17 protein-coding genes and 1 pseudogene are annotated in these 20459 nt (G+C 68.7%); 7 read left to right on the top strand and 11 right to left on the bottom strand.

From position 1 onward, the window contains the following. Nucleotides 1-3: 3 nt before the first annotated feature. Both ybeY and ACNI65_RS26170 read right to left on the bottom strand, forming a co-directional pair. The gene (gene ybeY / locus ACNI65_RS26175; RefSeq protein WP_416760494.1) at nucleotides 4-450 is read right to left on the bottom strand and encodes an rRNA maturation RNase YbeY; all 447 of its coding nucleotides are present in this window, start codon (nucleotides 448-450) and stop codon (nucleotides 4-6) included. Nucleotides 451-746: 296 nt separating this feature from the next. Further along, nucleotides 747-1721 (bottom strand): annotated as a pseudogene (locus ACNI65_RS26170) (PhoH family protein); the annotation flags it as partial. 92 nt (nucleotides 1722-1813) lie between these two features. Between ACNI65_RS26170 and ACNI65_RS26165 the strand changes: the two are divergent. The 5 genes from ACNI65_RS26165 (at nucleotide 1814) to ACNI65_RS26145 (ending at nucleotide 7313) form a co-directional block, all read left to right on the top strand. Beyond that, nucleotides 1814-3301 carry a sensor histidine kinase gene (locus ACNI65_RS26165; protein WP_416760493.1) on the top strand — a complete coding sequence of 496 codons (1488 nt, stop codon included), beginning with the start codon at nucleotides 1814-1816 and terminating at the stop codon, nucleotides 3299-3301. A gap of 174 nt (nucleotides 3302-3475) precedes the next feature. Then, nucleotides 3476-4129, top strand: a complete 654-nt coding sequence (locus ACNI65_RS26160) for a response regulator (protein WP_067069232.1) — start codon at nucleotides 3476-3478, stop codon at nucleotides 4127-4129. 99 nt (nucleotides 4130-4228) lie between these two features. Further along, a complete protein-coding gene (gene ruvA / locus ACNI65_RS26155) occupies nucleotides 4229-4798 on the top strand; it encodes a Holliday junction branch migration protein RuvA (RefSeq protein ID WP_416760492.1) in 570 nt (189 codons plus the stop codon). A 40-nt stretch (nucleotides 4799-4838) separates the two neighbouring features. Continuing rightward, nucleotides 4839-5903 carry a Holliday junction branch migration DNA helicase RuvB gene (gene ruvB / locus ACNI65_RS26150; protein ID WP_416760491.1) on the top strand — a complete coding sequence of 355 codons (1065 nt, stop codon included), beginning with the start codon at nucleotides 4839-4841 and terminating at the stop codon, nucleotides 5901-5903. A 184-nt stretch (nucleotides 5904-6087) separates the two neighbouring features. Continuing rightward, nucleotides 6088-7313 (top strand): IS3 family transposase gene (locus ACNI65_RS26145; protein ID WP_416760490.1). Its coding sequence is split into 2 segments (ribosomal slippage): nucleotides 6088-6430 and nucleotides 6430-7313, totalling 1227 coding nucleotides; the frame shifts between segments, so codons are not numbered across the junction. A 63-nt stretch (nucleotides 7314-7376) separates the two neighbouring features. On the opposite strand, the gene ACNI65_RS26140 is transcribed toward ACNI65_RS26145, so the two are convergent. From ACNI65_RS26140 to ACNI65_RS26115, 6 genes are all read right to left on the bottom strand, one after another. Beyond that, entirely contained in the window at nucleotides 7377-8327 is a 951-nt protein-coding gene (locus tag ACNI65_RS26140; RefSeq protein WP_416760489.1) for a porin, read from the bottom strand. A 126-nt stretch (nucleotides 8328-8453) separates the two neighbouring features. Beyond that, nucleotides 8454-9530 carry a sterol desaturase family protein gene (locus tag ACNI65_RS26135; RefSeq protein WP_416760488.1) on the bottom strand — a complete coding sequence of 359 codons (1077 nt, stop codon included), beginning with the start codon at nucleotides 9528-9530 and terminating at the stop codon, nucleotides 8454-8456. Nucleotides 9531-9575: 45 nt separating this feature from the next. Then, on the bottom strand, nucleotides 9576-10253 hold the full coding sequence (locus ACNI65_RS26130; protein WP_416760487.1) for a histidine phosphatase family protein: 678 nt from the start codon (nucleotides 10251-10253) through the stop codon (nucleotides 9576-9578). Beyond that, nucleotides 10254-10607 (bottom strand): DUF1840 domain-containing protein, encoded by a 354-nt coding sequence (locus ACNI65_RS26125; RefSeq protein ID WP_416760486.1) that lies wholly within the window; start codon nucleotides 10605-10607, stop codon nucleotides 10254-10256. It abuts the gene before it with no gap. A 75-nt stretch (nucleotides 10608-10682) separates the two neighbouring features. Further along, nucleotides 10683-12845: a putative bifunctional diguanylate cyclase/phosphodiesterase gene (locus tag ACNI65_RS26120; protein WP_416760485.1), complete on the bottom strand. Its 2163-nt coding sequence runs from the start codon at nucleotides 12843-12845 to the stop codon at nucleotides 10683-10685. Continuing rightward, nucleotides 12842-14134 carry an HD-GYP domain-containing protein gene (locus tag ACNI65_RS26115; protein WP_416760484.1) on the bottom strand — a complete coding sequence of 431 codons (1293 nt, stop codon included), beginning with the start codon at nucleotides 14132-14134 and terminating at the stop codon, nucleotides 12842-12844. The genes ACNI65_RS26120 and ACNI65_RS26115 overlap by 4 nt, the downstream gene beginning before the upstream one ends. 200 nt (nucleotides 14135-14334) lie before the next feature. Between ACNI65_RS26115 and pcaF the strand changes: the two genes are divergently transcribed. Further along, a complete protein-coding gene (gene pcaF, locus ACNI65_RS26110; protein WP_416760483.1) occupies nucleotides 14335-15534 on the top strand; it encodes a 3-oxoadipyl-CoA thiolase in 1200 nt (399 codons plus the stop codon). A 551-nt stretch (nucleotides 15535-16085) separates the two neighbouring features. Then, the gene (locus ACNI65_RS26105; protein ID WP_416760482.1) at nucleotides 16086-16892 is read left to right on the top strand and encodes an IclR family transcriptional regulator domain-containing protein; all 807 of its coding nucleotides are present in this window, start codon (nucleotides 16086-16088) and stop codon (nucleotides 16890-16892) included. Between the two features lie 124 nt (nucleotides 16893-17016). Here ACNI65_RS26105 and ACNI65_RS26100 read toward each other — a convergent pair whose 3' ends face one another. The 3 genes from ACNI65_RS26100 to ACNI65_RS26090 all read right to left on the bottom strand — a co-directional run bounded on the left by ACNI65_RS26100 (nucleotide 17017) and on the right by ACNI65_RS26090 (nucleotide 20428). Beyond that, on the bottom strand, nucleotides 17017-18576 hold the full coding sequence (locus ACNI65_RS26100) for a 3-hydroxyacyl-CoA dehydrogenase (protein WP_416760481.1): 1560 nt from the start codon (nucleotides 18574-18576) through the stop codon (nucleotides 17017-17019). A 59-nt stretch (nucleotides 18577-18635) separates the two neighbouring features. Next, on the bottom strand, nucleotides 18636-19442 hold the full coding sequence (locus ACNI65_RS26095) for an enoyl-CoA hydratase-related protein (RefSeq protein ID WP_416760480.1): 807 nt from the start codon (nucleotides 19440-19442) through the stop codon (nucleotides 18636-18638). Between the two features lie 95 nt (nucleotides 19443-19537). Next, a complete protein-coding gene (locus ACNI65_RS26090) occupies nucleotides 19538-20428 on the bottom strand; it encodes a LysR family transcriptional regulator (protein ID WP_416760479.1) in 891 nt (296 codons plus the stop codon). Nucleotides 20429-20459 lie beyond the last annotated feature (31 nt).

Here is a 20459-nt window from a genome sequence, read left to right as displayed (position 1 = left end):
CGCTCAGCGCTTGTCGTAGGGATCCGCGAAGCCCAGGCCGAGCATCACCTCGGTCTCGCGCGCCTCCATGCATTCGGCCTCGTCGTCTTCCTCGTGGTCGTAACCCTGCGCGTGCAGGGTGCCGTGGACCAGCATGTGCGCGTAATGCGCGGCCAGGTCCAGGCCCATCTCCTTGGCCTCGCGCTCGACGACCTCCGCGCAGATCACCAGATCGGCGGCGACGACCGGTTCATGCGTGTAGTCGAAGGTCAGCACGTTGGTCGCGTAGTCCTTGGACCGGTACTCGCGGTTGAGCGACTGGCCCTCTTCGGCATCGACGATGCGCACCGTGATCTCGCCGGGCAGCTCCAGCGCGGCGCGCATCCAGCGGATCACCTTGTGCCGCGGCAGCAGCGCCTTGTGGCGCGGGTCGGCGAATTGCAGCGACAGGCTCAGTTCGGGTCGGCTCATCGGGCGGCTCCCGGGCGCTTCGTGGCGGCCCGTTTCACCGCGGGTTTGGCGGCAGGTTTCTTCACGGCGGGCTTCTTCACCGCGACCTTCTTGGAGACGACCGCCTTCGCTTTCGTCGCGGTCTTCTTCGCAGCCGGCGCCTTCTTCACCGGGACCTTCTTCGTCGCGGCGACCGGTGCCGGGCGCTCGTCGTCGAAACGCGGCGCGGCCTGGCTCAAGCGCAGCGCTCGCTGGCGGCGCTCCTCGCGCTCCTCGGCGAACTGGGCCTCGCGGGCCTGCTGCTCGCGGGCCTCCTCACGCGCCTGCTCCTCCGCCCGCTCCTCGTAGGCCTGCACGATGCTCGCCACCAGCGGGTGACGCACGACGTCGGTCCGGTTGAAGCGCGTGATGGCGATCCCATCGACGCCGTCGAGCACCTGCTCCGCATCGACCAGTCCGCTGTGCATGCCGCGCGGCAGGTCGATCTGGCTCGTGTCGCCGGTCACCACGCACTTGCTGCCGAAGCCGATGCGGGTGAGGAACATCTTCATCTGCTCGGGCGTCGTGTTCTGCGCCTCGTCCAGGATCACGAACGCGTGATTCAGCGTCCGGCCCCGCATGAAGGCCAGCGGCGCGATCTCCAGCTGCCCCTTCTCGAAGGCCTTGGTCACGCGGTCGAAACCCATCAGGTCATACAGCGCGTCGTACAGCGGCCGCAGATAGGGATCGACCTTCTGCGTCAGGTCACCGGGCAGGAAGCCGAGGCGCTCGCCGGCTTCCACGGCCGGCCGGGTCAGGATGATGCGTTGCACCGTCGAGCGCTCGAGCGCGTCCACCGCGCAGGCCACCGCGAGGAAGGTCTTGCCCGTGCCGGCCGGACCAATGCCGAAGCTGATGTCGTGCGCGAGGATGCGTCGCAGGTAGTGATGCTGGTTGGGCGTGCGGCCGGCCAGGTCGGCGCGCCGCGTGCGCAGCACGAGGCTGTCACCGCCCTCGCCCGCGTCCCCGGCGGCGGCGCGCGCCGGCGCGCTGACGTCATTGGCGGCCTCGACGATCGCCAGCCGCAGCGACTCGCCGGGGATGGCCCGGTCGGCGCGTGCATACAGGGTTTCGAGCAGCGTCACCGCACGCTGCGCCGGAGCGCGCTCGCCCTCAACATTGAAGTGCTCAGCACGGTGGGTGATGCGCACGCCGAGGCCAGCCTCGATCTGGCGCAGGTGCTCGTCCAGGGGGCCGCACAGGTGCGACAGACGCCGGTTGTCGGCGGGGGTGAAGGCGTGGCGCAGGTTCAAGGCGGCACTGGCTCCGTATTCAGGGGGGTTGAGGGCGGTATTGTCGCGCGCCGACGCGCCGCGCGCGTGCCGCGCCTGCACAATCGCCCCCCATGCACCGGACCACAGAACAAGAAGGCATGGCCGCCGGCCGCAGCGACATGGCGTCGTCGCCCGCGACGCAGGGAGCCTCCAGACGCACCGCCGCGGGCGCCGCGATCGCGTTGTCGCTGGCGGTGCCGGTCTGCCTCGCGCAGGTCGCTGGCGCCGCGGTCGCCGGCGCGGACGGCGCCTCGGCCTGGTCCTTCACCACCTTGTGGGCGCGGCTGGCGCCGCAACTGGCCTACGGTCTGCAGTCCGCGCTCGTGCTGATGGCCTTCGCGCTGGGCCTGCTGATCTGGCAGCGCCGCGCGCAGCGCCACATCGCCTGGCTGCTGGCGCTGATGCCGGGCTGGGTGGTGATGGTCGGACTGTCGCCGCTGTCGTCCTGGCAGACCGCGATCGCGGTGATCCTCGCGCCGTGGCTGCTCTGGTGCGCGGTGCACTACCTGATGCGCCGCATGCGCCGGCGCGATCGACGCCTGCATCGCGCGCTGCTGGCCCAGGCCTTCCTCTTCCCGGCCGCGCTGCTGCTGCCGGTGCCGTCCGCGCGCATCGCGGCCTTCGCGCTGTGGTGGCTGGGCGCGCAGTTGCTCGTGGCGATGGCCTGGCACCTCTGGCAGCTGTGGCAGGACATGTTCCTGCCGACGCTCGAGGAACGTTATCCGCGCCCCGATTTCGTCCTGTGCTGCGTGCTGATCGGCTTCGGCGTGCTCGCGGTGCTGGCCGCGTGGTTCCTGCCCGGCAGCGGTCTGGCGGGCATCCTCGGACCGCTGTCGCTGCTGGGACTGGGGCTGCACCGCGTGCGCGAGTTCGCCCGTGCCTTGTCGCAGTCGGAGACCGCCGTGCTGCAAGGCGAACTCCGCCTGCAAGAGCGCATCGCCGAGCTGGAGCGCCATTTCGACCAGGTCGCCGAGGCCAAGCTCGAGCAGGTCACGGAGCGCGAGCGCAAGCGCATCGCGGCGGACCTGCACGACGACCTCGGCGCCAAGCTGCTCACGATCGTGCACACCAGCGAATCGGACCGGATCTCCACGCTCGCGCGCGAGGCGCTCGAGGAAATGCGCCTGTCGGTGCGCGGCCTGACCGGCAAGCCGGTGCAGTTGCTCGACGCGCTGGGCGACTGGCGGGCCGAGGTGGTCTCCCGGCTCGCCCAGGCCAACATCCTGGCCGAGTGGAAATCCCCGGCCGAGGACATCGAGCACACCTTCCCCGCGCGGGCCTATGTCCAGACCACGCGCATCCTGCGCGAGTCGGTCAGCAACATCATCAAGCACAGCGGCGCCACGCATTGCGTGATCAGCTGCTCGGCGCAGGATGGGTACTTCTCGGTGGTGATCCAGGACAACGGACAAGGCATCCCGCTGGAGCTCGAAGGTCGCCTGGACAAGGGACACGGCATGGCCAGCATGAAGGCGCGCGCCAAGCAGATGCATGGCCAGTGCCTGGTCGAATCCGGTCCCGGCTGGGGCACCGTCATCCGGCTCACGATCCCGCTGTGATCGATGAACGCGCGCCGCATGGGCGCTGAATAAGCGCCCCCGGCGTGATCCATTGCCGAGAGCGCCACACTCCGGCGTAGATCAGGATGGTCAGCCCGTCGAGAAAGCCGTACCGTTGCATCGACCCGCCAGGCTTCCCGCCAGGCTTGCATTCCTGAGCAAGAATCCCGCGCCATGAACCACATCCTGCTCCTCGAAGACATTCCCGAAATCCGCGCCTGGCTCAAGGTCCTGGTCAAGCAGGTCTTCGCCAACGCGGTCGTCACCGAATGCTCCCGGGTGCAGGACGCGCTCCAGCAGGTCAACTCGCAGCGATTCACGCTCGCGCTGCTGGACCTGGGGCTGCCCGATGGCTCCGGCGTGGACGTGATCTCCGCGCTGCGCGAGAAGCAGCCCGAGGTCCAGTCGGTCATCGTCACCATCCACGACGACGACGAGCACCTCTTCCCCGCGCTGCAGGCCGGCGCCTTCGGCTACCTGCTCAAGGAGCAGTCGCGTGAGCTGCTCGTCGAGCAGCTGCAGCGCATCAGCCAGGGCGAGCCGCCGCTGTCGCCGTCGATCGCCCGCAAGGTCATCGCCTACTTCACCTCGCAGCGCCGTCCGCAGGCGGCGCAGGTGCTGCACGAGGTCTCGCTCACCGACCGCGAGACCGAGGTGCTGCTGCGCGTGGCCAAGGGCTTCACGCTGCCCGAGATCGGCGTGCAGCTGGGCCTGTCGCGTCACACGATCGCCGACTACGTCAAGCAGATCTACCGCAAGCTCAACGTGAGCTCTCGCGCCGAGGCCGCGCTCGAGGCGCAGCGCCTGGGCCTGTTCGGACGCAACTGATCCCGCGACCCGCCGCTTGCGCGCGGCCTCGGGAAAATACTGGACAAACATCCAGCAAATCGCACGCCAGCCCGTGCCGAACGCGGATAATCCGCGCCCATGATCGGCAAGCTCAGCGGCGTCATCGCGGAAAAATCGCCCCCGCAGGTCCTCATCGACGTGCAAGGCGTCGGCTACGAAGTCGACGTGCCGATGAGCACCTTCTTCAACCTGCCGGGCCTGGGTGAACGCGCCACGCTGCTGACCCACCTCAGCATCCGCGAGGACGCGCATGTGCTCTTCGGTTTCCTGACCGCCGAGGAACGCGCCACCTTCCGCCTGCTGATCAAGATCAGCGGCGTCGGACCGAAGATGGCGCTGTCGCTGCTGTCGGGCATGTCGGTGGGCGACCTCGCGCAGGCGGTGTCGCAGCAGGAAGCGGGCCGCCTGGTGAAGGTGCCGGGCATCGGCAAGAAGACGGCCGAGCGCCTGCTGCTGGAGCTCAAGGGCAAGCTCAGCCCCGACCTGTCGCAGCCGGTGTCCGTGGCCAACGACGCGCAGGCCGACATCCTGCAGGCGCTGGTCGCGCTGGGGTACAGCGAGAAGGAAGCCGGCGCCGCGCTCAAGACGCTGCCGGCGGACGTGGGCGTCAGCGACGGCATCAAGCTGGCGATGAAGCACCTGTCATGATCGGATCCCGACCGAGCCTCCCGACGCGCACGCGCATGCCATGAGCATCCAGACCGACGACTTCACCCCCGCGCCGCAACAGGCCCGCCTGATCAGCGCGCATCCCACCTCGCCCAACGAGGACGCGATCGAGCGCGCGCTGCGGCCCAAGCTGCTCGACGAGTACGTCGGTCAGGCCAAGGCCCGCGAGCAGCTGGAGATCTTCATCGGCGCGGCCCGCAAGCGCCGCGAGGCGCTGGATCACGTGCTGCTGTTCGGTCCTCCGGGGCTGGGCAAGACGACCCTGAGCCACATCGTGGCGGCCGAACTGGGCGTCAACCTGCGTCAGACCAGCGGGCCGGTGCTGGAGAAACCCAAGGACCTGGCGGCCATCCTGACCAACCTCGAGCGCAATGACGTGCTGTTCATCGACGAGATCCATCGGCTCTCGCCGGTCGTCGAGGAGATCCTGTATCCGGCGCTCGAGGACTACCAGATCGACATCATGATCGGCGAGGGTCCGGCGGCCCGGTCGATCAAGCTGGACCTGCAGCCGTTCACGCTGGTGGGCGCCACCACGCGTGCCGGCATGCTGACCAATCCGCTGCGGGACCGCTTCGGCATCGTGGCGCGGCTCGAGTTCTACACGGCCGAGGAGTTGCAGCGCATCGTGACCCGGTCGGCTTCGCTGCTGGGCGCGCCGATCGAATCGGCGGGGGCGCTGGAAGTGGCGCGGCGCTCGCGGGGCACGCCGCGTATCGCCAACCGGCTGCTGCGCCGCGTGCGCGATTACGCCGAGGTCAAGGGCGACGGCAACATCACCCGCGCGATCGCGGAGAAGGCGCTGGCGATGCTGGACGTCGACCCGCTGGGCTTCGACCTCATGGACCGCAAGCTCCTCGAGGCGGTGGTGCACCGGTTCGACGGCGGACCGGTCGGACTGGACAACGTCGCCGCGGCGATCGGCGAGGAGCCGGGCACGATCGAGGACGTCATCGAGCCCTACCTGATCCAGCAGGGTTTCCTGCAGCGCACGCCGCGGGGACGCATCGCCACCCTCGCCGCCTATCGGCACCTGGGCGTGGCCCCGCCGAAGCAGGCCGGGCAGCTTTTCGACAACGAGTGAGCGCCGCGCGGCGGCGTCATCCGCCGCGTTGCACCGCGTTGCGCGAGGCGATCCACCGATCGATCTCAAGCGATCCCAAGACCGGTCGACCAATGAAAAAGGCGCTCCGAGGAGCGCCTTTGTCGTGCCTGTGACCCGTCCTGCCCCACGTTGACACCTCGGGCTCGCTGAAAGGGCGGGATCGATGGATAAGGGGATCAAGAGAACGCAGCGCGATTACACGATGGCCTTTAAGTTGGCGGTCGTGGCGCAGGTGGAGAGGGGGGAGCTGACCTATCGGCAGGCACAGGCCGAGTACGGCATCCAGGGCCGATCGACGGTGTTGAAGTGGCTGCGCAAACATGGTCGCCTGGGCTGGGGAGCTGGGGCATCATCGGCAGCCATGCCGATAGACAAGACCCCCACGCCGCTGACGCCGGAGCAGCAGATCAAGGCGTTGCAAGTACAGCTCAAGGAAGCGCAGCAGAAGGCGCAGCTGTTTGAAGCCGTGATCGATGTGTTGAAGAAGGATTACGGAGTACGCGTCGTAAAAAAGCCTTCAGGCAAGTCCTCGAGCAAGACCTTGTCCAAGGGTTGAGCGTCAGCGGGGCTTGCCGACACATGGGCATAAGCCGTCAGGCTTATTACCAGGACCGCTGCCGCCAGGCAGCGCTGGCGCAGAGGGCGCAGGCGGTGGTGAGTCTGGTGCGGGAGAGGCGACTGAGGCAGCCGCGGGTGGGTACGCGAAAGTTGCATTGCATGCTGCGCGAGCCGCTGGAGCGCCAAGGCATCAGCGTGGGGCGAGATGCGATGTTTGATGTGCTTCGCAACGCGAGGTTGCTGGTGGCGCCGCGCAGGGCGTATCACAAGACCACCGATAGCCATCACCGCTTCAGGCGTCATCCGAACCTGCTCAAGCCTGGGCCGGAGCAGATCAGGCCAACCGGGCCGGAACAGGTCTGGGTGGCTGACATCACGTATCTGCCGACGGCGGGGCGATTCGTTTACCTGAGCCTGGTCACGGACGCGTATTCAAGAAAGATCGTGGGCTGGCACGTGCACGCGAGTCTTCAAACGGAGGAAGTGGCGCAAGCGCTGAAGGTTGCGCTCAAAGGGAGGAAGACCAGACAGCGGCTGGTGCATCACTCGGATCGAGGGATCCAGTACTGCTCGACGCTCTACCAGGAGCTGCACGGACGGCATGGACTGACCTGCTCGATGACAGACGGGTATGACTGCTACCAGAACGCGTTGGCCGAGCGGGTCAACGGGATCCTGAAAATGGAGTTCCTGCTGGACAGGCCCAACGACCTGAAGGAAGCCAGGCGGATGGTGCAAGAGTCGGTCCAGATCTACAACGAGGAGCGACTGCATTTGTCGCTGAAAATGCAAACGCCCGATGCTGTGCATCGGGCGCTACTGGTCGGCTGACGCCGACCTTTACAACCGTCCGAGACTGTCAACGCAGTTCAGGACGGGTCACTGATCCGAGGATCAGAAGTTGTGGCGGACGCCCAGGGCGAACGAGTTCAGGTCACCCTGCTTGTTCGGGGTCGTCGCGTCGACGGCCGTGTAGAACGCGTACACCTTGGTGCGCTTGCTCAGGTTGTAGTTGTAGGCGACGGTCCACTGCTTGCCACCGTTGCGGCCGCTGTTGAACGACGCGCCACCGGCCTTCGTGCCACCGATGTTGAAGTGGTATTCCGACTGGCCCATCGTGTACATCACGGCGGCGCGGCCGATCCAGCGGGTGTCCTTGCCCGGCAGACCCGACACGTCTTCGCGCTGCGCGTAGCCGCCGAAGGTCCAGGCGCCCAGCTCATACAGGCCGCGGACGGCCCACTGGTTGGCGTCGCCTTGCTTGGAGTAACCGGCGCCCAGGTGCAGGGGGCCCTGGTCGTAGTTCAGGGCGGCGTCGTAGCCACGGGCTTCGCCCGGAGCGCCTTCACCGGCATGCACGGTGAACTCACCGTTGAAGCCGCCGATGTTCGGGGTGAAGTAGCCGACCTTGTTGGTCTGCGTGAAGCCGGCGCCCGAGTACAGCTTGTCTTCCGACGTGCCGGTGTCGTGGTTGTGCATCGACACGTAGTCGGCGGTGGCGTAGTAGGAACCGGGGGTCCAGCGGCCCAGGCGGATCGCGCCGAAGTCGCCAGCCAGCTGCACGCTGGCTTCACGGTTCCAGAAGGCCGAGCTGGTCTGACGACCATCGTCCGAGTTCAGGCCGTGTTCCAGGGCGAACGAGGCCTTCAGGCCGCCACCCAGGTCTTCCGTGCCCTTGAAACCCAGGCGGGAATTGTTGTTGATCACCGAAGCGACGCGGTCGCCGCCGTTGGTCTTGATGCTTTCAACCGAGGTGTTGATACGGCCCCAGAGCGTCACGGAGCTTTGCGCGAATGCCGGAGCGGAAAGGGCCGCGACGGCCGCTGCGATTGCAATCTTCTTCATACCCACCTTCATCCAGTTGGAGGTTTCAGCCGGTCTGGCTCAATGGCTTTACTGCAAGGTGTGCGGAGTATAGAAGTGCGTTGCACGCACCCATAACGCCCGACGCGAAATTGCAACAGTTCCCCGTTAGGGGTGGGACGCCCCTCTGGAAGGTGTAAGAAGCCGGGCCGTCAAGACCTGCCCCGCCAGGAGCCCCGCCAGCACGGCGATCTGGCCCAAGGTGCCCAATCGATGCGCGTTCCAGAGGAACAGCGCGACCGCGATCAGCAGCGCCACGAACATCACCGACGCCGCCACCCCGTGCGCAGGGGAAACCCTAGGGTCGAATAGCGCGCGGGCATGGGGGTCGTATCCGGGCGCTATCCGCGCGCCGACACCGGGTTCCCAATGCGCTGGCTCCCACCACAGCCGCAGTTTGTCGCGCCAGCGCGGCATGTGCCGGGTCTTGCTCAGCAGCTTGGCGTAGACCTGGACGTTGGCGGTCCACGGGTTCCAGCTCTGGAGCGCGTCCCGGGTGCCATAGACGCAGGGTTCCGCGTCCAGCTCCTCCTGGAAGCTGCCGAACATCCGGTCCCAGATGATGAGGATTCCGCCGTAGTTGCGATCGAGATAGGGGTCGTTGACGGCGTGATGCACGCGGTGATTGGACGGCGAGCAGAACCAGCGGTCGAACCAGCCGAGCTTGCCAACCTGCTGCGTGTGGACCCAGAACTGGTAGAGCAGATCGATGAGCGCGACCACCGCGTAGACCAGCGGCGGGAAGCCCAGGATCGCCATCGGCATGTAGAAGATCCAGCCCACCAGCCAGCCGCTGCCGGTCTGGCGCAAGGCGGTGGAGAGGTTGTAGTCCTCGCTCTGATGGTGGACGGCGTGGGCGGCCCAGAGCAGCGCTGTCGTGTGTCCGAGGCGGTGGTGCCAGTAATAAAGGAAGTCGTAGAACAGCAGGCCGAGCAGCCACACCCACCAGGCGCTCGCGTCCAGCGACAGCAGCGCCGCGTGCTGGAAGACCCAGGTGTAGATCCCGAGCGTGAAGAGCTTCGTCAGCACGCCCACCACCTGGCTGAGCATGCCCAGCGCGATGCTGCTGATGGCGTCATTGAGCCGGTAGGTGTTGCGGCCGCGGCGCACGCCGATCCAGTACTCCAGCCCGATCAGGGCGAAGAACACCGGCGTCGCGAGCACGATGATCTGTGCGTCGGTCATTTGTCTCCTCAACGGGCGCTCGTCTCGGCGCCTCTGTCGTTCTGATCAGGCCTTGGCGGTCTGCAAGGCCCCCGGCATGAAGCCCGGCACGCCGGGGTCATCCAGCACCAGCCCCTGCAGGTGGTGGTCGTCGTTCCAGCCCACGAGCGTGAACCCCTCCGGCGAATGCAGCAGCCGGTTGATCGCCGCGTTGCCCAGCACCCAGCTGCGCGGCGCCTGCAGCTCGACCCGGGTGGCCGCCCGGTACAGGCAGTCCAGCACGCCGCCATGCGCCACCACGGCGATGGTCTGGCCCGGATGCGCGGCGGCCAGTTCGGACACCGCGCCGACGACCCGCTCGGACAGCGCGGTCAGGCTCTCGCCGCCCTCGGGCGCGTAGCCCGGATCGCGACGCCGCCAGCGCAGCGCGTCCTCGGGGAACGCGGCCTCGATGTCGGCCCAGAGCTTGCCCTCGTGCACGCCGAACGCGCGCTCGCGCAAGCGCGTGTCGATGCGGACCGTCAGGCCATGCGGCCCGGCGATGTGACGCGCGGTGACCGCGGCGCGGTCCAGGTCGCTGGCGTAGACCGCGGCGATCGGCTGATCCGCGAGCGCCGCACCGACGCGTTCGGCCTGGCGCAGGCCCAGCGCGTTCAGCGGCTCGTTCAGATGGCCTTGCAGCCGGCCTTCGCGGTTCCAGGCGGTCTCGCCGTGGCGGATCGCCAGGATCAAGGTCGATTCCACTCAAACGCCCCAGACGACATCGGTGTTGGCGGCCTGCGCCGCGCGCAGCAGCTCCAGCAGCGGCCACAGGCGCTGCCGCAGCGCGACCTCGGGCGCGGGCGGCGGCTTGCGGCCCTCGGCCTGCGCCTCGGCCACGGCGCGCTCGTGCGCCTGCTGCTCCTGGGCGATCGCCGCGTCACCGCGCGCGATCAGCGCGGCCAGGTCGGCCGCCTGGAAGATGCCCTGCGACGAGGGCTCGCGTCCCAGCGCCTGCAGCGCCTGATCGCCATGGGCCGCCAGCATGATGACGTCCGCCCCGGCCTTCGACTTGAACTTGTACAGCACGCGTGTCTCCCGGCCGTCGACGTCGGCCATCGGCGCATTGTGCCGCCCTCGTCGGCGCCCGGGTGGAGAGGTCTCCCGACCTCGACCCCTGCTCCGCTCAGCCGCTCAGCCGCGCAGCAGGTGCACCGAGGCCCGCGCCGCACGAGGTGCCGGCGCGGCCTGTGCCCGGACGGCCTTCTCGGCCTCGGCCTGGGCCGCGATCTGCGCGTGGCGCTCCTCGAAGGCGCGGGTCTCCAGCGCGGGCGCGCAGAGGAAGCCCTGGTACTCGTGGCAGCCGCAACGGGCGAGGAACTCGCGTTGCGCGTCCGTCTCGACACCTTCAGCGATGACCTTCAGGTTGAGCGCGCGGCCCATCTGCACGATGGCGTTGACGATGCCGGCGTCGCTCGCGTCGCCGGGCAGCCCCTTGATGAAACTGCGGTCGATCTTCAGACGCTGGATGGGGAAACGCTTCAGGTAACCGAGGCTCGAATAGCCGGTGCCGAAGTCGTCGATGGCCATCAGCACGCCGAGTTCCGACAGCGCCTGCATCCGATGCAGTGCCTCGTCGGCGTCACGCAGCAGCACGGACTCGGTCAGCTCGAGCTCGAGCAGCGACGGCGGCAGGTCATGGGCGCGCAGCGCCTGCGCGACCTGCTCGACGAACTGCGTCTGCTGGAACTGCAGCGCCGACACGTTCACCGCCACCGGTACCCGCAGGCCCTTCTGCCACCACGCCGCGGCCTGCGCCACCGCCTGCTGCAGCACCCACTGGCCGATGGCGACGATGAAGCCGCTCTCCTCGGCCACCGGGATGAACTCGGACGGCGGCACGTCGCCGCGCAGCGGATCGCGCCAGCGGATGAGCGCCTCGGCGCCGATCAGCTCACCGGTTTCCAGCGACACCTGCGGTTGGAAGTGCAGCCGGAATTCATGTTCCTGCAGTGCCTGGCGCATCGCGTGGTCCAGGCGCATGCGCGACAGCAGGTCCACGTCCTTGCGCGGCTGATGGAAGCGGAACGCGCTGCGGCCGCTTTCCTTGACCCAGTGCATCGCGCGCTCGGCGCTGGCCAGCAGCTCCTCGGCGCTGGCACCGTCGCCGGGGAACAGCGCGATGCCGGTGCTGCAGGTCACGGTGAAGCTCAGCGTGTCGAAGCAGAACGGCCGGGACATCGCTTCCTGGACGCGTCGGGCGGCGTGTTCCGCACCGCGCGCGTCGGCCTGATGGATCAGCAGCGCGAACTCGTCGCCGTCCAGCCGTGCCACGGTGTCCACCTCGCGCAGCGATTCCTTCAGACGCAGCGCCACCTCCTTGAGCACGCGATCCCCGTAGGAATGGCCCAGCGTGTCGTTGATCTGCTTGAAGCGGTCCAGGTCGACGTTGAGCAGAGCGAAGGGCGTCGTCTCGCGGCGGGCCATGGCCTGCGCGTAGTCCACGCGTTCCATCAGCGCGCGCCGGTTGGGCAGCCCGGTGAGCATGTCGTTGTGCGACAGCTCCTCGATGCGCTGGTGCGCGGCGAGCTTCTCGCTCAGGTCGCGGAACGAGTACACGCGGCCGATGGGCCGGCCCCGGCTCCATTGCGGCAGCGACACGCGCTCGAGGACGCGGCCGTCGATCAGCTTCAGGTTGTCGCTGGTGTGCAGCAGCGGTGATTCCTGGATCGCGCCCAGGCGCATCGCGTAGGACGCGCCATCGACGACGCTGCGCCGCATCCAGGCCTGCACGGCCTCGTCGTTGCGATCGTTGAGCAGATCCTCGGGGATGCCCCACAGCGACGCCAGCCGCTGGTTGAAGCTGCGGATCCGGCCGGCCAGGTCGGTGACCAGGATGCCGTCGGCGGTCGATTCGAGCGTGGCGCGCAACTCGGCGAGCAGCGTCTCGCGCTCCTCGTCATGGTGGCGCTGCTGGGTCTGGTCGCGCATGGCGATGAGCCAGAGGCCGTCGCCCTGCGGCTGCGCCACGTGGCTGATGCGACGCGACACCCACAACATGCGGCCGTCGGCGTGGCGCATCATCGTGTCGGTGTGCAGCGGCTCGCGGCGGCCGATGGCGGCATCCATCCAGAACAGCGCGTCCTCGGGCGTGGAGGCCAGCGATTCGATGCTCGCGCCGATCAGGTCCTTGGAGAGCAGCCCCAGCAGCTGCTGCGAGGCGGCATTGACCGCCACCACGCAATGCGTGCGGGCGTCCACGAGCCACACCGCTTCCTGCAGCCCGTCGATCAACGGGAGGAAGGCGGTGTTGAACGCCGCGGGGGTCGCGGCGGCGGCTCGGCTGGACAGGGTCACGCGGCCATCTCCCCGGACGGCTGCGCGGACGTCGGGCCCGCGGATTCGAAGAAGTAGGCGATGCGGCTGCGCGGGCTCAGGTAGTCCAGCGACGCGCGCGGCAGCTGCTGCGGCTTCACGCTGCGGCGGATGCCCAGGTCGGGCAGCTCTTCCAGGTTGAGGACCAGCGCCTCGTCGCGCGGCACGCGGGTGTCGTGGACCATCACCTTGGGCTTGAGCGGCCGCGAGGAGTTGACCGCCACGACCAGCGCGTAGCGGTCGTCGGTCAGCTGCACGGCCGAGCCCGGCGGGTACACGCCCATCATGCGGATGAAGGCGTTGAGCATGGTCGCGTCGAAGCGGCTGCGGCCCTGCGCGAACATCAGCGACAAGGCCTCATGCGGCGTCATCGCCTTGGAGCTGATCAGCGGATTGCACAGGCCGTCGAAACGGTTGACGAGCGCGACGATGCGCGCGCCGATGCTCATGCGGTCGGCGTTCAGACGCTGCGGGAAACCGCTGCCGTCGGCGTGTTCGTGGTGCTGGGCGATGATCAGCAGCGGGCCCGCGCTCACGCCCATCTTCTGGGCGAGCACCACGCCCTTGGCGACGTGCTGCTGATAGGCGGCGACCTCGGCGGCGGTGAAGGCGTCGTCGCGGTGACGGAAGCGGGGCGTGAGCTCCATCTTCCCGATGTCGTGCAGCAGCGCGCCCTGGCCCAGATCCAGCATCTCGTCGCGGCCCAGGCCGAACGCACGGCCCAGCAGCATCGCGATCACCGCGACGTTCAGTCCGTGCGCGGTGCCGCGGTCCCCGGCGCCCTCGTTGAGCAGCCGGATGTTGATGTCGCCCTCGACCAGCATCTTGTCCAGCAGCGCGCGGGACAGCGCGGCGGAACGATCGCGGGCATCGGTCGGTTCGCGGGGCACCTGGTCCATCAGCTCGCGCAGCGCGGTGGCGGCCTCGGCGTACTGGCGCTCGCACAGCAGCAGCGCCTCGCGCTGCTCGGCCAGCAGGCGGCGGTGCCGCTCGCGGACCTCGTCCTCGGCGCCGCGGGCCGCCTCGGCCTCGACCGGCGCGACCACGGCGGCCGGCATCGGGGTGGCCTCGAGCGGCAGGTCGCTCTTGCCCGGACTCCAGCGGACCTGCTTCAGGCCCAGCCGGCGCAGGATCAGCAGCTGCTCCTCCGAACTCAGCTTGAAGCTGCTGAGCGGAAAGGGATGCGACATCCAGCCGAGGTCGAGATGGATGAACATCCCGACTTTCAGCTGGTTCACATCGATGAGCGGATCGGCCGATCTGTCCTTCATTCTTGTAGTTCCGCGCCCCGGTTCAGACGCCCTCGTCAGCAGCATCGGCTGCGGAGGGGCGCAACTTAAATGAAAAGCGCGTCATCCGGACGGCGACACGCATGTTCAAGGAGCGATCGTGCAACTTGTCACAGGTTTTTCCTAGGGGCCCCTATGATCCCCCGGACCTCGCATTCTCATAAATATTCAGGAGACTTTGCATGCACGCGTTCATTTGCGATGCACAACGCACCCCATTCGGGCGATATGGCGGCGCGTTGTCCTCCGTCCGGGCGGACGATCTGGGGGCGATCCCGATCCAGGCCCTGATGGCACGGCAGGCATCGCTGGACTGGGAAGCCGTCGACGACGTGTTCTACGGCTGCGCCAATCAGGCCGGTGAGGACAACCGCAACGTCGCGCGCATGTCGGCGCTGCTGGCCGGCTTGCCGATCGGCGTGCCGGGCGTGACGCTGAACCGCCTGTGCGGGTCGGGCATGGATGCGGTCGGCTCCGCCGCGCGGGCGATCCGGGCCGGTGAGGCCCACCTGCTGATCGCCGGCGGCGTCGAGAGCATGAGCCGCGCGCCGTTCGTGATGCCCAAGGCGGAGAGCGCCTTCTCCCGCGCCAACGCCATCTACGACACCACCATCGGCTGGCGCTTCATCAATCCGCGGATGAAGGCCCAATACGGCGTCGACGCGATGCCCGAGACCGCCGAGAACGTCGCCGTGGACTTCGGCATCGACCGCGAGTCCCAGGACCGCATGGCGCTGGCCAGCCAGACCAAGGCGCTGGCCGCGCAACGCAGCGGCTTCTTCGACGCGGAGATCTGCCCGGTCACGATCCCCCAGAAGAAGGGCGACGCGGTGGTGGTCCGTCAGGATGAGCACCCGCGGGAGACCAGCCTGGAGGCGCTGGCCCGGCTCAAGGGCGTCGTCCGACCGGACGGTAGCGTGACCGCCGGTAACGCGTCCGGGGTCAACGACGGCAGCTGCGCGCTACTGCTGGCCAGCGAATCCGCGATCGCCCGGCACGGCCTGACCCCGCGCGCGCGCGTGCTAGGCATGGCCACCGCCGGCGTCGCGCCGCGCATCATGGGCATCGGCCCGGCCCCCGCCGCACGCAAGGTGCTGGCCCAGGTCGGGCTGACGCTGGATCAGATGGACGTGATCGAACTCAACGAGGCCTTCGCCGCGCAAGGCCTGGCCGTGTTGCGGGACCTGGGGCTGAAGGACGACGACGTCCGCGTGAATCCCAACGGCGGCGCGATCGCGCTGGGTCACCCGCTGGGCGCCAGCGGCGCGCGGCTTGTGACGACCGCGATCAACCAGCTGCACCGGACGAACGGCCGTTATGCGCTGTGCACGATGTGCATCGGCGTCGGTCAGGGCATCGCGGTGATCGTCGAACGGGTCTGATCCCGCATTCGTCTGACTTTATTTCCTGACGCCGATCGGGCGTCAGGTTGTATGACCTCATTTTGGTGCGGGTGCGCGAGGGGTGGCTGAGGCTGTCCCTTGCGCTGTCCCATAGCCAAAAGTTGGGGGCGGTAAAGAAATAGTCATGGGCGCACGTAGGACCACGTAGGCGCCAATCGCACATCGCGTGGGATACTTTGCGGGTTTGATGGCGCATACCGCTCATATATGTAGGGTATGACGTCACAGCATTGATGTCTGACTATTGACGACTTGCTTAGCGACGCTCCGATCGCGGTTTCGCGCACCTACTTCCTGCTGAACGCCCGGACAACACCGCTTTCTTGAGGCGGTGGGGCGTTGCGCGCAGCAAGTGCACCAAATTGATGCACATGGGTGCGATTGGCGGAACAAAACAATTGCCCTGGCAAACATTCTTCACAGGGTTGTCCCTATAGTTTTGGACATCACCTGCTTACGCCCAGCAGATTTGGGCGTCAAACGCACGACACCTCCCCGCCATGTCCGCTGCTCGAGCACACGATGAAGAAATGACCGCCATCCAGGCGGTCGCCCCCTCCCCTGACGCTGAAGTCCGTACCGGTCCGCTGAAACGCGATCTGGTCGCCGGCCTGGAAAAAGGCCTGGCCGTGATCGAAGCCTTCGATCAGGAACGTCCCCGCCTCACCATCAGCGAGGTCGCGGGCCGCACCGGCCTGACCCGCGCCGCCGCGCGCCGCTACCTGCTGACGCTGACCCATCTGGGCTTCGTCTCGCAGGATCGCAAGATGTTCGCGCTGACCCCCAAGGTCCTGCGCCTGGGTCAGAGCTACATGCACTCGGCCCGCCTGCCCCGCATCATCGAACCCGAGCTGCACAAGCTGGCGTACGCGATGAAGGAAGCCTCGTCGGCCGGCGTGCTGGACGGCAACGACGTGATCTGCATCTCGGCGACGAGCGCAGGCCGCGTGGTCTCCCCGACGCTGCAACCGGGCACCCGCGTGCCGGCCTACTGCACCGGCAACGGCCGCGTGCTGCTGGCCGCGCAACCGCAGGCCGAGGTCGATGCCTTCATCGCCCGCCAGGAACTGAGCGCCCTGACCCCGCACACGATCACGCATCCCGAGCGCCTGCGCATCGAGATCGCCCGCGCCCGCGCGCAGGGTTACGCGCTGATCGACCAGGAGCTGGAGCAAGGCCTGCGCTCGGTGGCCGTGCCGCTGAAGAACTACAAGGGCGACACCGTCGCCGCGATGGCCATCAGCGTCCACGCCACGCGCATGAGCATGGAGCAGATGGTCGAGCACTGCCTGCCCCCGCTGCTGCAGGCGCAAGCGCACCTGCGCATGCTGCTCTGAGGCGAATCGGCCTCCGCGCGGTGGTCCAGGCACCGCGTGCCCACGAAAAAGCGACCCGAGGGTCGCTTTTTCATGGCCGCTTCTTCGTGGCCGCTCTTTCGTCGCCGCTGTTTCGTCGCGCGATTTAGGCCCAGGCGCGCTGACGCAGCAGCGGGCTGATGCGGTATCGCTCGCTGCGATAGGCATCGAACAGGCCGTCGAGCAGGTCGACGACCGCGGCCGCGCCCAGTTGCGCGAGCCACTCGAACGGTCCGGCCGGATAGTTGACGCCGAGCTTCATCGCCGTGTCCGCGCCGGCCTCGTCGCACACGCCCTGCCAGACGGCGTCGGCGCCCTCGTTGACCAGCATCGCGATCGTGCGCGCGACCGCCAGGCCAGGCACGTCGCGCAGTACCAGCGGCGCCCAGCCGAGCCGGCGCAGCAGCGCCTCGGCGCGAGCGCGTGCCGCCTCGTCGACATGCGGTGCGAAGGCGATGGCCAGGCCGTCGATGCGATCCGGCGCCAGCGGCCAGTCGATCACCGCCAGTCCCGGCTGACGCCGCTCGTGGGCGAGCTGCGCGGCACAACGGCCCCGCGTGAGGTGCAGCTGCATCCCGTCGATGACGAACCCGGCCCAGTCCGCGGCGGGCTCGCGCGCGGTGTCGGCCTCGCGCTCGAAGGCCACGCCGCGCGTTGTCATCCACACCCCGAGCTGCTCGACCATCGCGCCCTGCCCCACCAGCGTCACGGTGCCGAGGTCCATGTCGTCGCCGGTCGCCGCGTCGACCTGCGCGGCTGCCGGAGTGGCGGCGGGCACGCCGTCATAGAAGCCCTTGCCGGCCTTGCGCCCCAGGCGCCCACCGTCCACCAGCGCCTGCTGCACCAGCGAGGGCTGATAGCGCTTGTCGCCGTAGTTGGCCTCGAACACGGACTGGGTGACCAGCGAGTTCGTGTCATGGCCGATCAGGTCCATCAACTCGCAGGGACCCATGCGGAAACCCGCGCCGCGCAGCGCGCGGTCGAGCTGCGCCGGCGACGCGGCCTGCTCCTGCAGCAGCGCCAGCGTCTCGGCGTAATACGGGCGTGCGATCCGGTTGACGATGAAGCCCGGCGTGGACTTCGCATGCACCGGCGTCTTGCCCCAGCGCCGTGCCAGTTGCTCGATGGCCTGCGCCGCGGCGGGATCGGTCTCCGCGCCCCAGACCACCTCGACCAGCTTCATCAGCGGGACCGGATTGAAGAAATGCATGCCGACGAGCCGGCGCGGATTCGCCATGCCGTTGGCCAGCGCGGTGAGGCTGATCGACGAGGTGTTGGACGCGATCAGCGCGTCCGCCGGCAGCAGCGCGTCGAGCTCACGCAGCAGCGCCCGCTTGGGCTCGAGCTTCTCGACGATCACCTCGATCACGAGCGCGGCGTCGCTGAGCTCGGCGGTCGTGCTGGCCGCGCTCAGGCGCTCGAGGACGGCCTCACGCTCGGCCGCTTCCATGCGGCCCTTGGCCACGAGTCCCTCCAGCGCCTTGCCGATCTGGCCGATCGCCGCGGCGGCCGCGCCCTCGCGCAGGTCCATCAGTTGGACCCGATGCCCGGCCTGCGCCGCGACCTGCGCGATGCCGGCGCCCATCACGCCGGCGCCGATCACCGCCACCGGCGCGTCCGTGGCCGGCGCGCTCGCGACCCGCCAGCTTCCCGTCGATTTCGTCATTGCTGTCTCCGTTGTCTGTCTTGTCCGTCTTGTCCGTCAGGTGATTCGCGCCCGAGGTCTCAGGACGTCGGCACCCAGGCCGCGGCCCGCTTGCCGAGGAAGGCGGCGAAGCCCTCCTTGGCCTCGGCACCCATGCGCACGCGGGCGATGGTCTGCGCGGTGCGCTCGCGCACCTCGTCGTCGATCGGTCCGACCTCGAGCTGCCCGAACAGCGCCTTGATCTCGGCCTGCGCCTCGGGGCCGTTCATCAGCAGCTCCGCGATCCAGCGCTCGACGGCCGCGTCGATGCCGCCGGCGGCGTCGCTCTCCACGACTTCATGCAGCAGCCCGATGCGCAGCGCCTCGGCGGCCGGGATGCCGCTGGCGGTGAGCGCGAGCCGGCGCGCCTCGCGCGGGCCGACCGCGTTGATGACGTAGGGGCCGACCACCGAGGGCAGGATGCCGAAACGCGCCTCGCTGACGGCGAACTGCGCGCCGGCGGCGGCCACGGCGATGTCGCAGGCCAGCGTCAGGCCGACCCCGCCGCCCAGCGCGACGCCATGCACCTGCGCGATCGTCGGTTTGGGGCAGCGCGCGATGCGGTCCAGCATGCCGGCGAAACGTCGCGCGTCGGCGACGTTCCAGTCCTGCGTTGCCTCCGACGCGCGCTTCATCCACTGCAGATCCGCGCCGGCGCTGAAGGCCTTGCCGGCGCCGTTGAGCACGATCACCCGCACCGCCGGGTCCTGGCCCAAGCGTTCGAAGGCGGCGTCGAGGTCCGCGATCATGGCCTCGTCGAAGGCGTTGAACACCTCGGGCCGGTTCATCGTCACGCGCGCCACGCCGCGCGCATCGGTCGCCACTTGCAGGGTGTGCAGGGTTGTCACGGTGCGGGTCTCCGTTGGGCTCCTTGGGATCGGCGGAGTATCGCAGCCCGACCGGTCGGTCGAAAAAGAATCCCTGCGGCGGGCGGGGCGTGGGATCAGTCCGCCCACACCTCGTGGATCAGCTCGCGCAGCACCGACAGCGCGTGATCCGGCGCATGGCCGGGCGCGTGTTCCTGCTGCAGCCAGCACAGCCAGGTCTCGTCCTGCCAGTGCGGCCAGATGCGCAGCTCGCCGGCCTCGGCGGCGGCCTGCGCCTGGTCCTTGCGCAGCACCGCCGCGCCCAGTCCGCTGGCGACCATGCCGCGCACGGCGGCCTCGGTCTCGGCCATCAGGCTGTGCGAGGGCTCCCGGCCGGCGCTCTGGAACAGGCGCTCCGCCGCGGGCCGCAGGCCGCAGTCGGGCGGCGTGCCGATCCAGGGCAGCGACAGCAGCGCGTCCTGCGAGACCGGCCACTCGCGATCGGCGAAACGCCGCGGCACGGCCACGGCCAGTTCCATGCGGCGCAGGCGCTCGACCACGAGTCCATCGGCGGTCTCGCCGTCGTAGAGCACGTAGGCGCAATCGACCTCGCCGCGGCGCAGCGCCTGCACGCTGTGCAGGGACAAGCGCTGCAGCAGTTGCAGGCCGATGCCGGGATGGCGCTCGGCGAGCTTCACCAGCACCTCGCCCAGGCGCAGCGCCAGCGGATCGGTGACGGTGCCCATGCGCAGCACGCCCTGGACCTCGCCGCGGATCTGCGCGGCCGCCTGGCGCAGGCGCTGCGCGGCGTCGAGCGTGCGGCGCGCCTCCTCGGCCAGCTTCTCGCCGGCCGGGGTCAGCGCCATGCCGCGCGAGCTGCGCTCGAACAGGATCACGCCCAGTTCCTCCTCCAGCGCCTTGATCTGCGCGCTGACGGCGGGGACGCTGGTGAACACCTTCTCCGCGGCGCGGGTCAGGTTCCGTTCGGCCACGACGGCCAGAAAGCTCTTCAGCTGGTACAGCTCCATGGGCCGCGATTGTGACGAGTCGCGCCGCGCA

Origin of the sequence: Roseateles sp. So40a, from assembly GCF_048081605.1 — a bacterium.
Classification (GTDB): Bacteria; Pseudomonadota; Gammaproteobacteria; order Burkholderiales; family Burkholderiaceae_C; genus Roseateles.
The sequence above is the reverse complement of the archived record's forward strand: the minus strand, read 5'-3'. Positions and strand labels throughout refer to the sequence as shown.

What these genes read in the sequence shown, in the direction of transcription:
- ybeY (WP_416760494.1), bottom strand. Translation starts at nt 450, where the DNA reads ATGAGCCGACCCGAACTGAGCCTGTCGCTGCAATTCGCCGACCCGCGC.
- ACNI65_RS26165 (WP_416760493.1), top strand. Translation starts at nt 1,814, where the DNA reads ATGCACCGGACCACAGAACAAGAAGGCATGGCCGCCGGCCGCAGCGAC.
- ACNI65_RS26160 (WP_067069232.1), top strand. Translation starts at nt 3,476, where the DNA reads ATGAACCACATCCTGCTCCTCGAAGACATTCCCGAAATCCGCGCCTGG.
- ruvA (WP_416760492.1), top strand. Translation starts at nt 4,229, where the DNA reads ATGATCGGCAAGCTCAGCGGCGTCATCGCGGAAAAATCGCCCCCGCAG.
- ruvB (WP_416760491.1), top strand. Translation starts at nt 4,839, where the DNA reads ATGAGCATCCAGACCGACGACTTCACCCCCGCGCCGCAACAGGCCCGC.
- ACNI65_RS26140 (WP_416760489.1), bottom strand. Translation starts at nt 8,327, where the DNA reads ATGAAGAAGATTGCAATCGCAGCGGCCGTCGCGGCCCTTTCCGCTCCG.
- ACNI65_RS26135 (WP_416760488.1), bottom strand. Translation starts at nt 9,530, where the DNA reads ATGACCGACGCACAGATCATCGTGCTCGCGACGCCGGTGTTCTTCGCC.
- ACNI65_RS26125 (WP_416760486.1), bottom strand. Translation starts at nt 10,607, where the DNA reads ATGGCCGACGTCGACGGCCGGGAGACACGCGTGCTGTACAAGTTCAAG.
- ACNI65_RS26115 (WP_416760484.1), bottom strand. Translation starts at nt 14,134, where the DNA reads ATGAAGGACAGATCGGCCGATCCGCTCATCGATGTGAACCAGCTGAAA.
- pcaF (WP_416760483.1), top strand. Translation starts at nt 14,335, where the DNA reads ATGCACGCGTTCATTTGCGATGCACAACGCACCCCATTCGGGCGATAT.
- ACNI65_RS26105 (WP_416760482.1), top strand. Translation starts at nt 16,086, where the DNA reads ATGACCGCCATCCAGGCGGTCGCCCCCTCCCCTGACGCTGAAGTCCGT.
- ACNI65_RS26100 (WP_416760481.1), bottom strand. Translation starts at nt 18,576, where the DNA reads ATGACGAAATCGACGGGAAGCTGGCGGGTCGCGAGCGCGCCGGCCACG.
- ACNI65_RS26090 (WP_416760479.1), bottom strand. Translation starts at nt 20,428, where the DNA reads ATGGAGCTGTACCAGCTGAAGAGCTTTCTGGCCGTCGTGGCCGAACGG.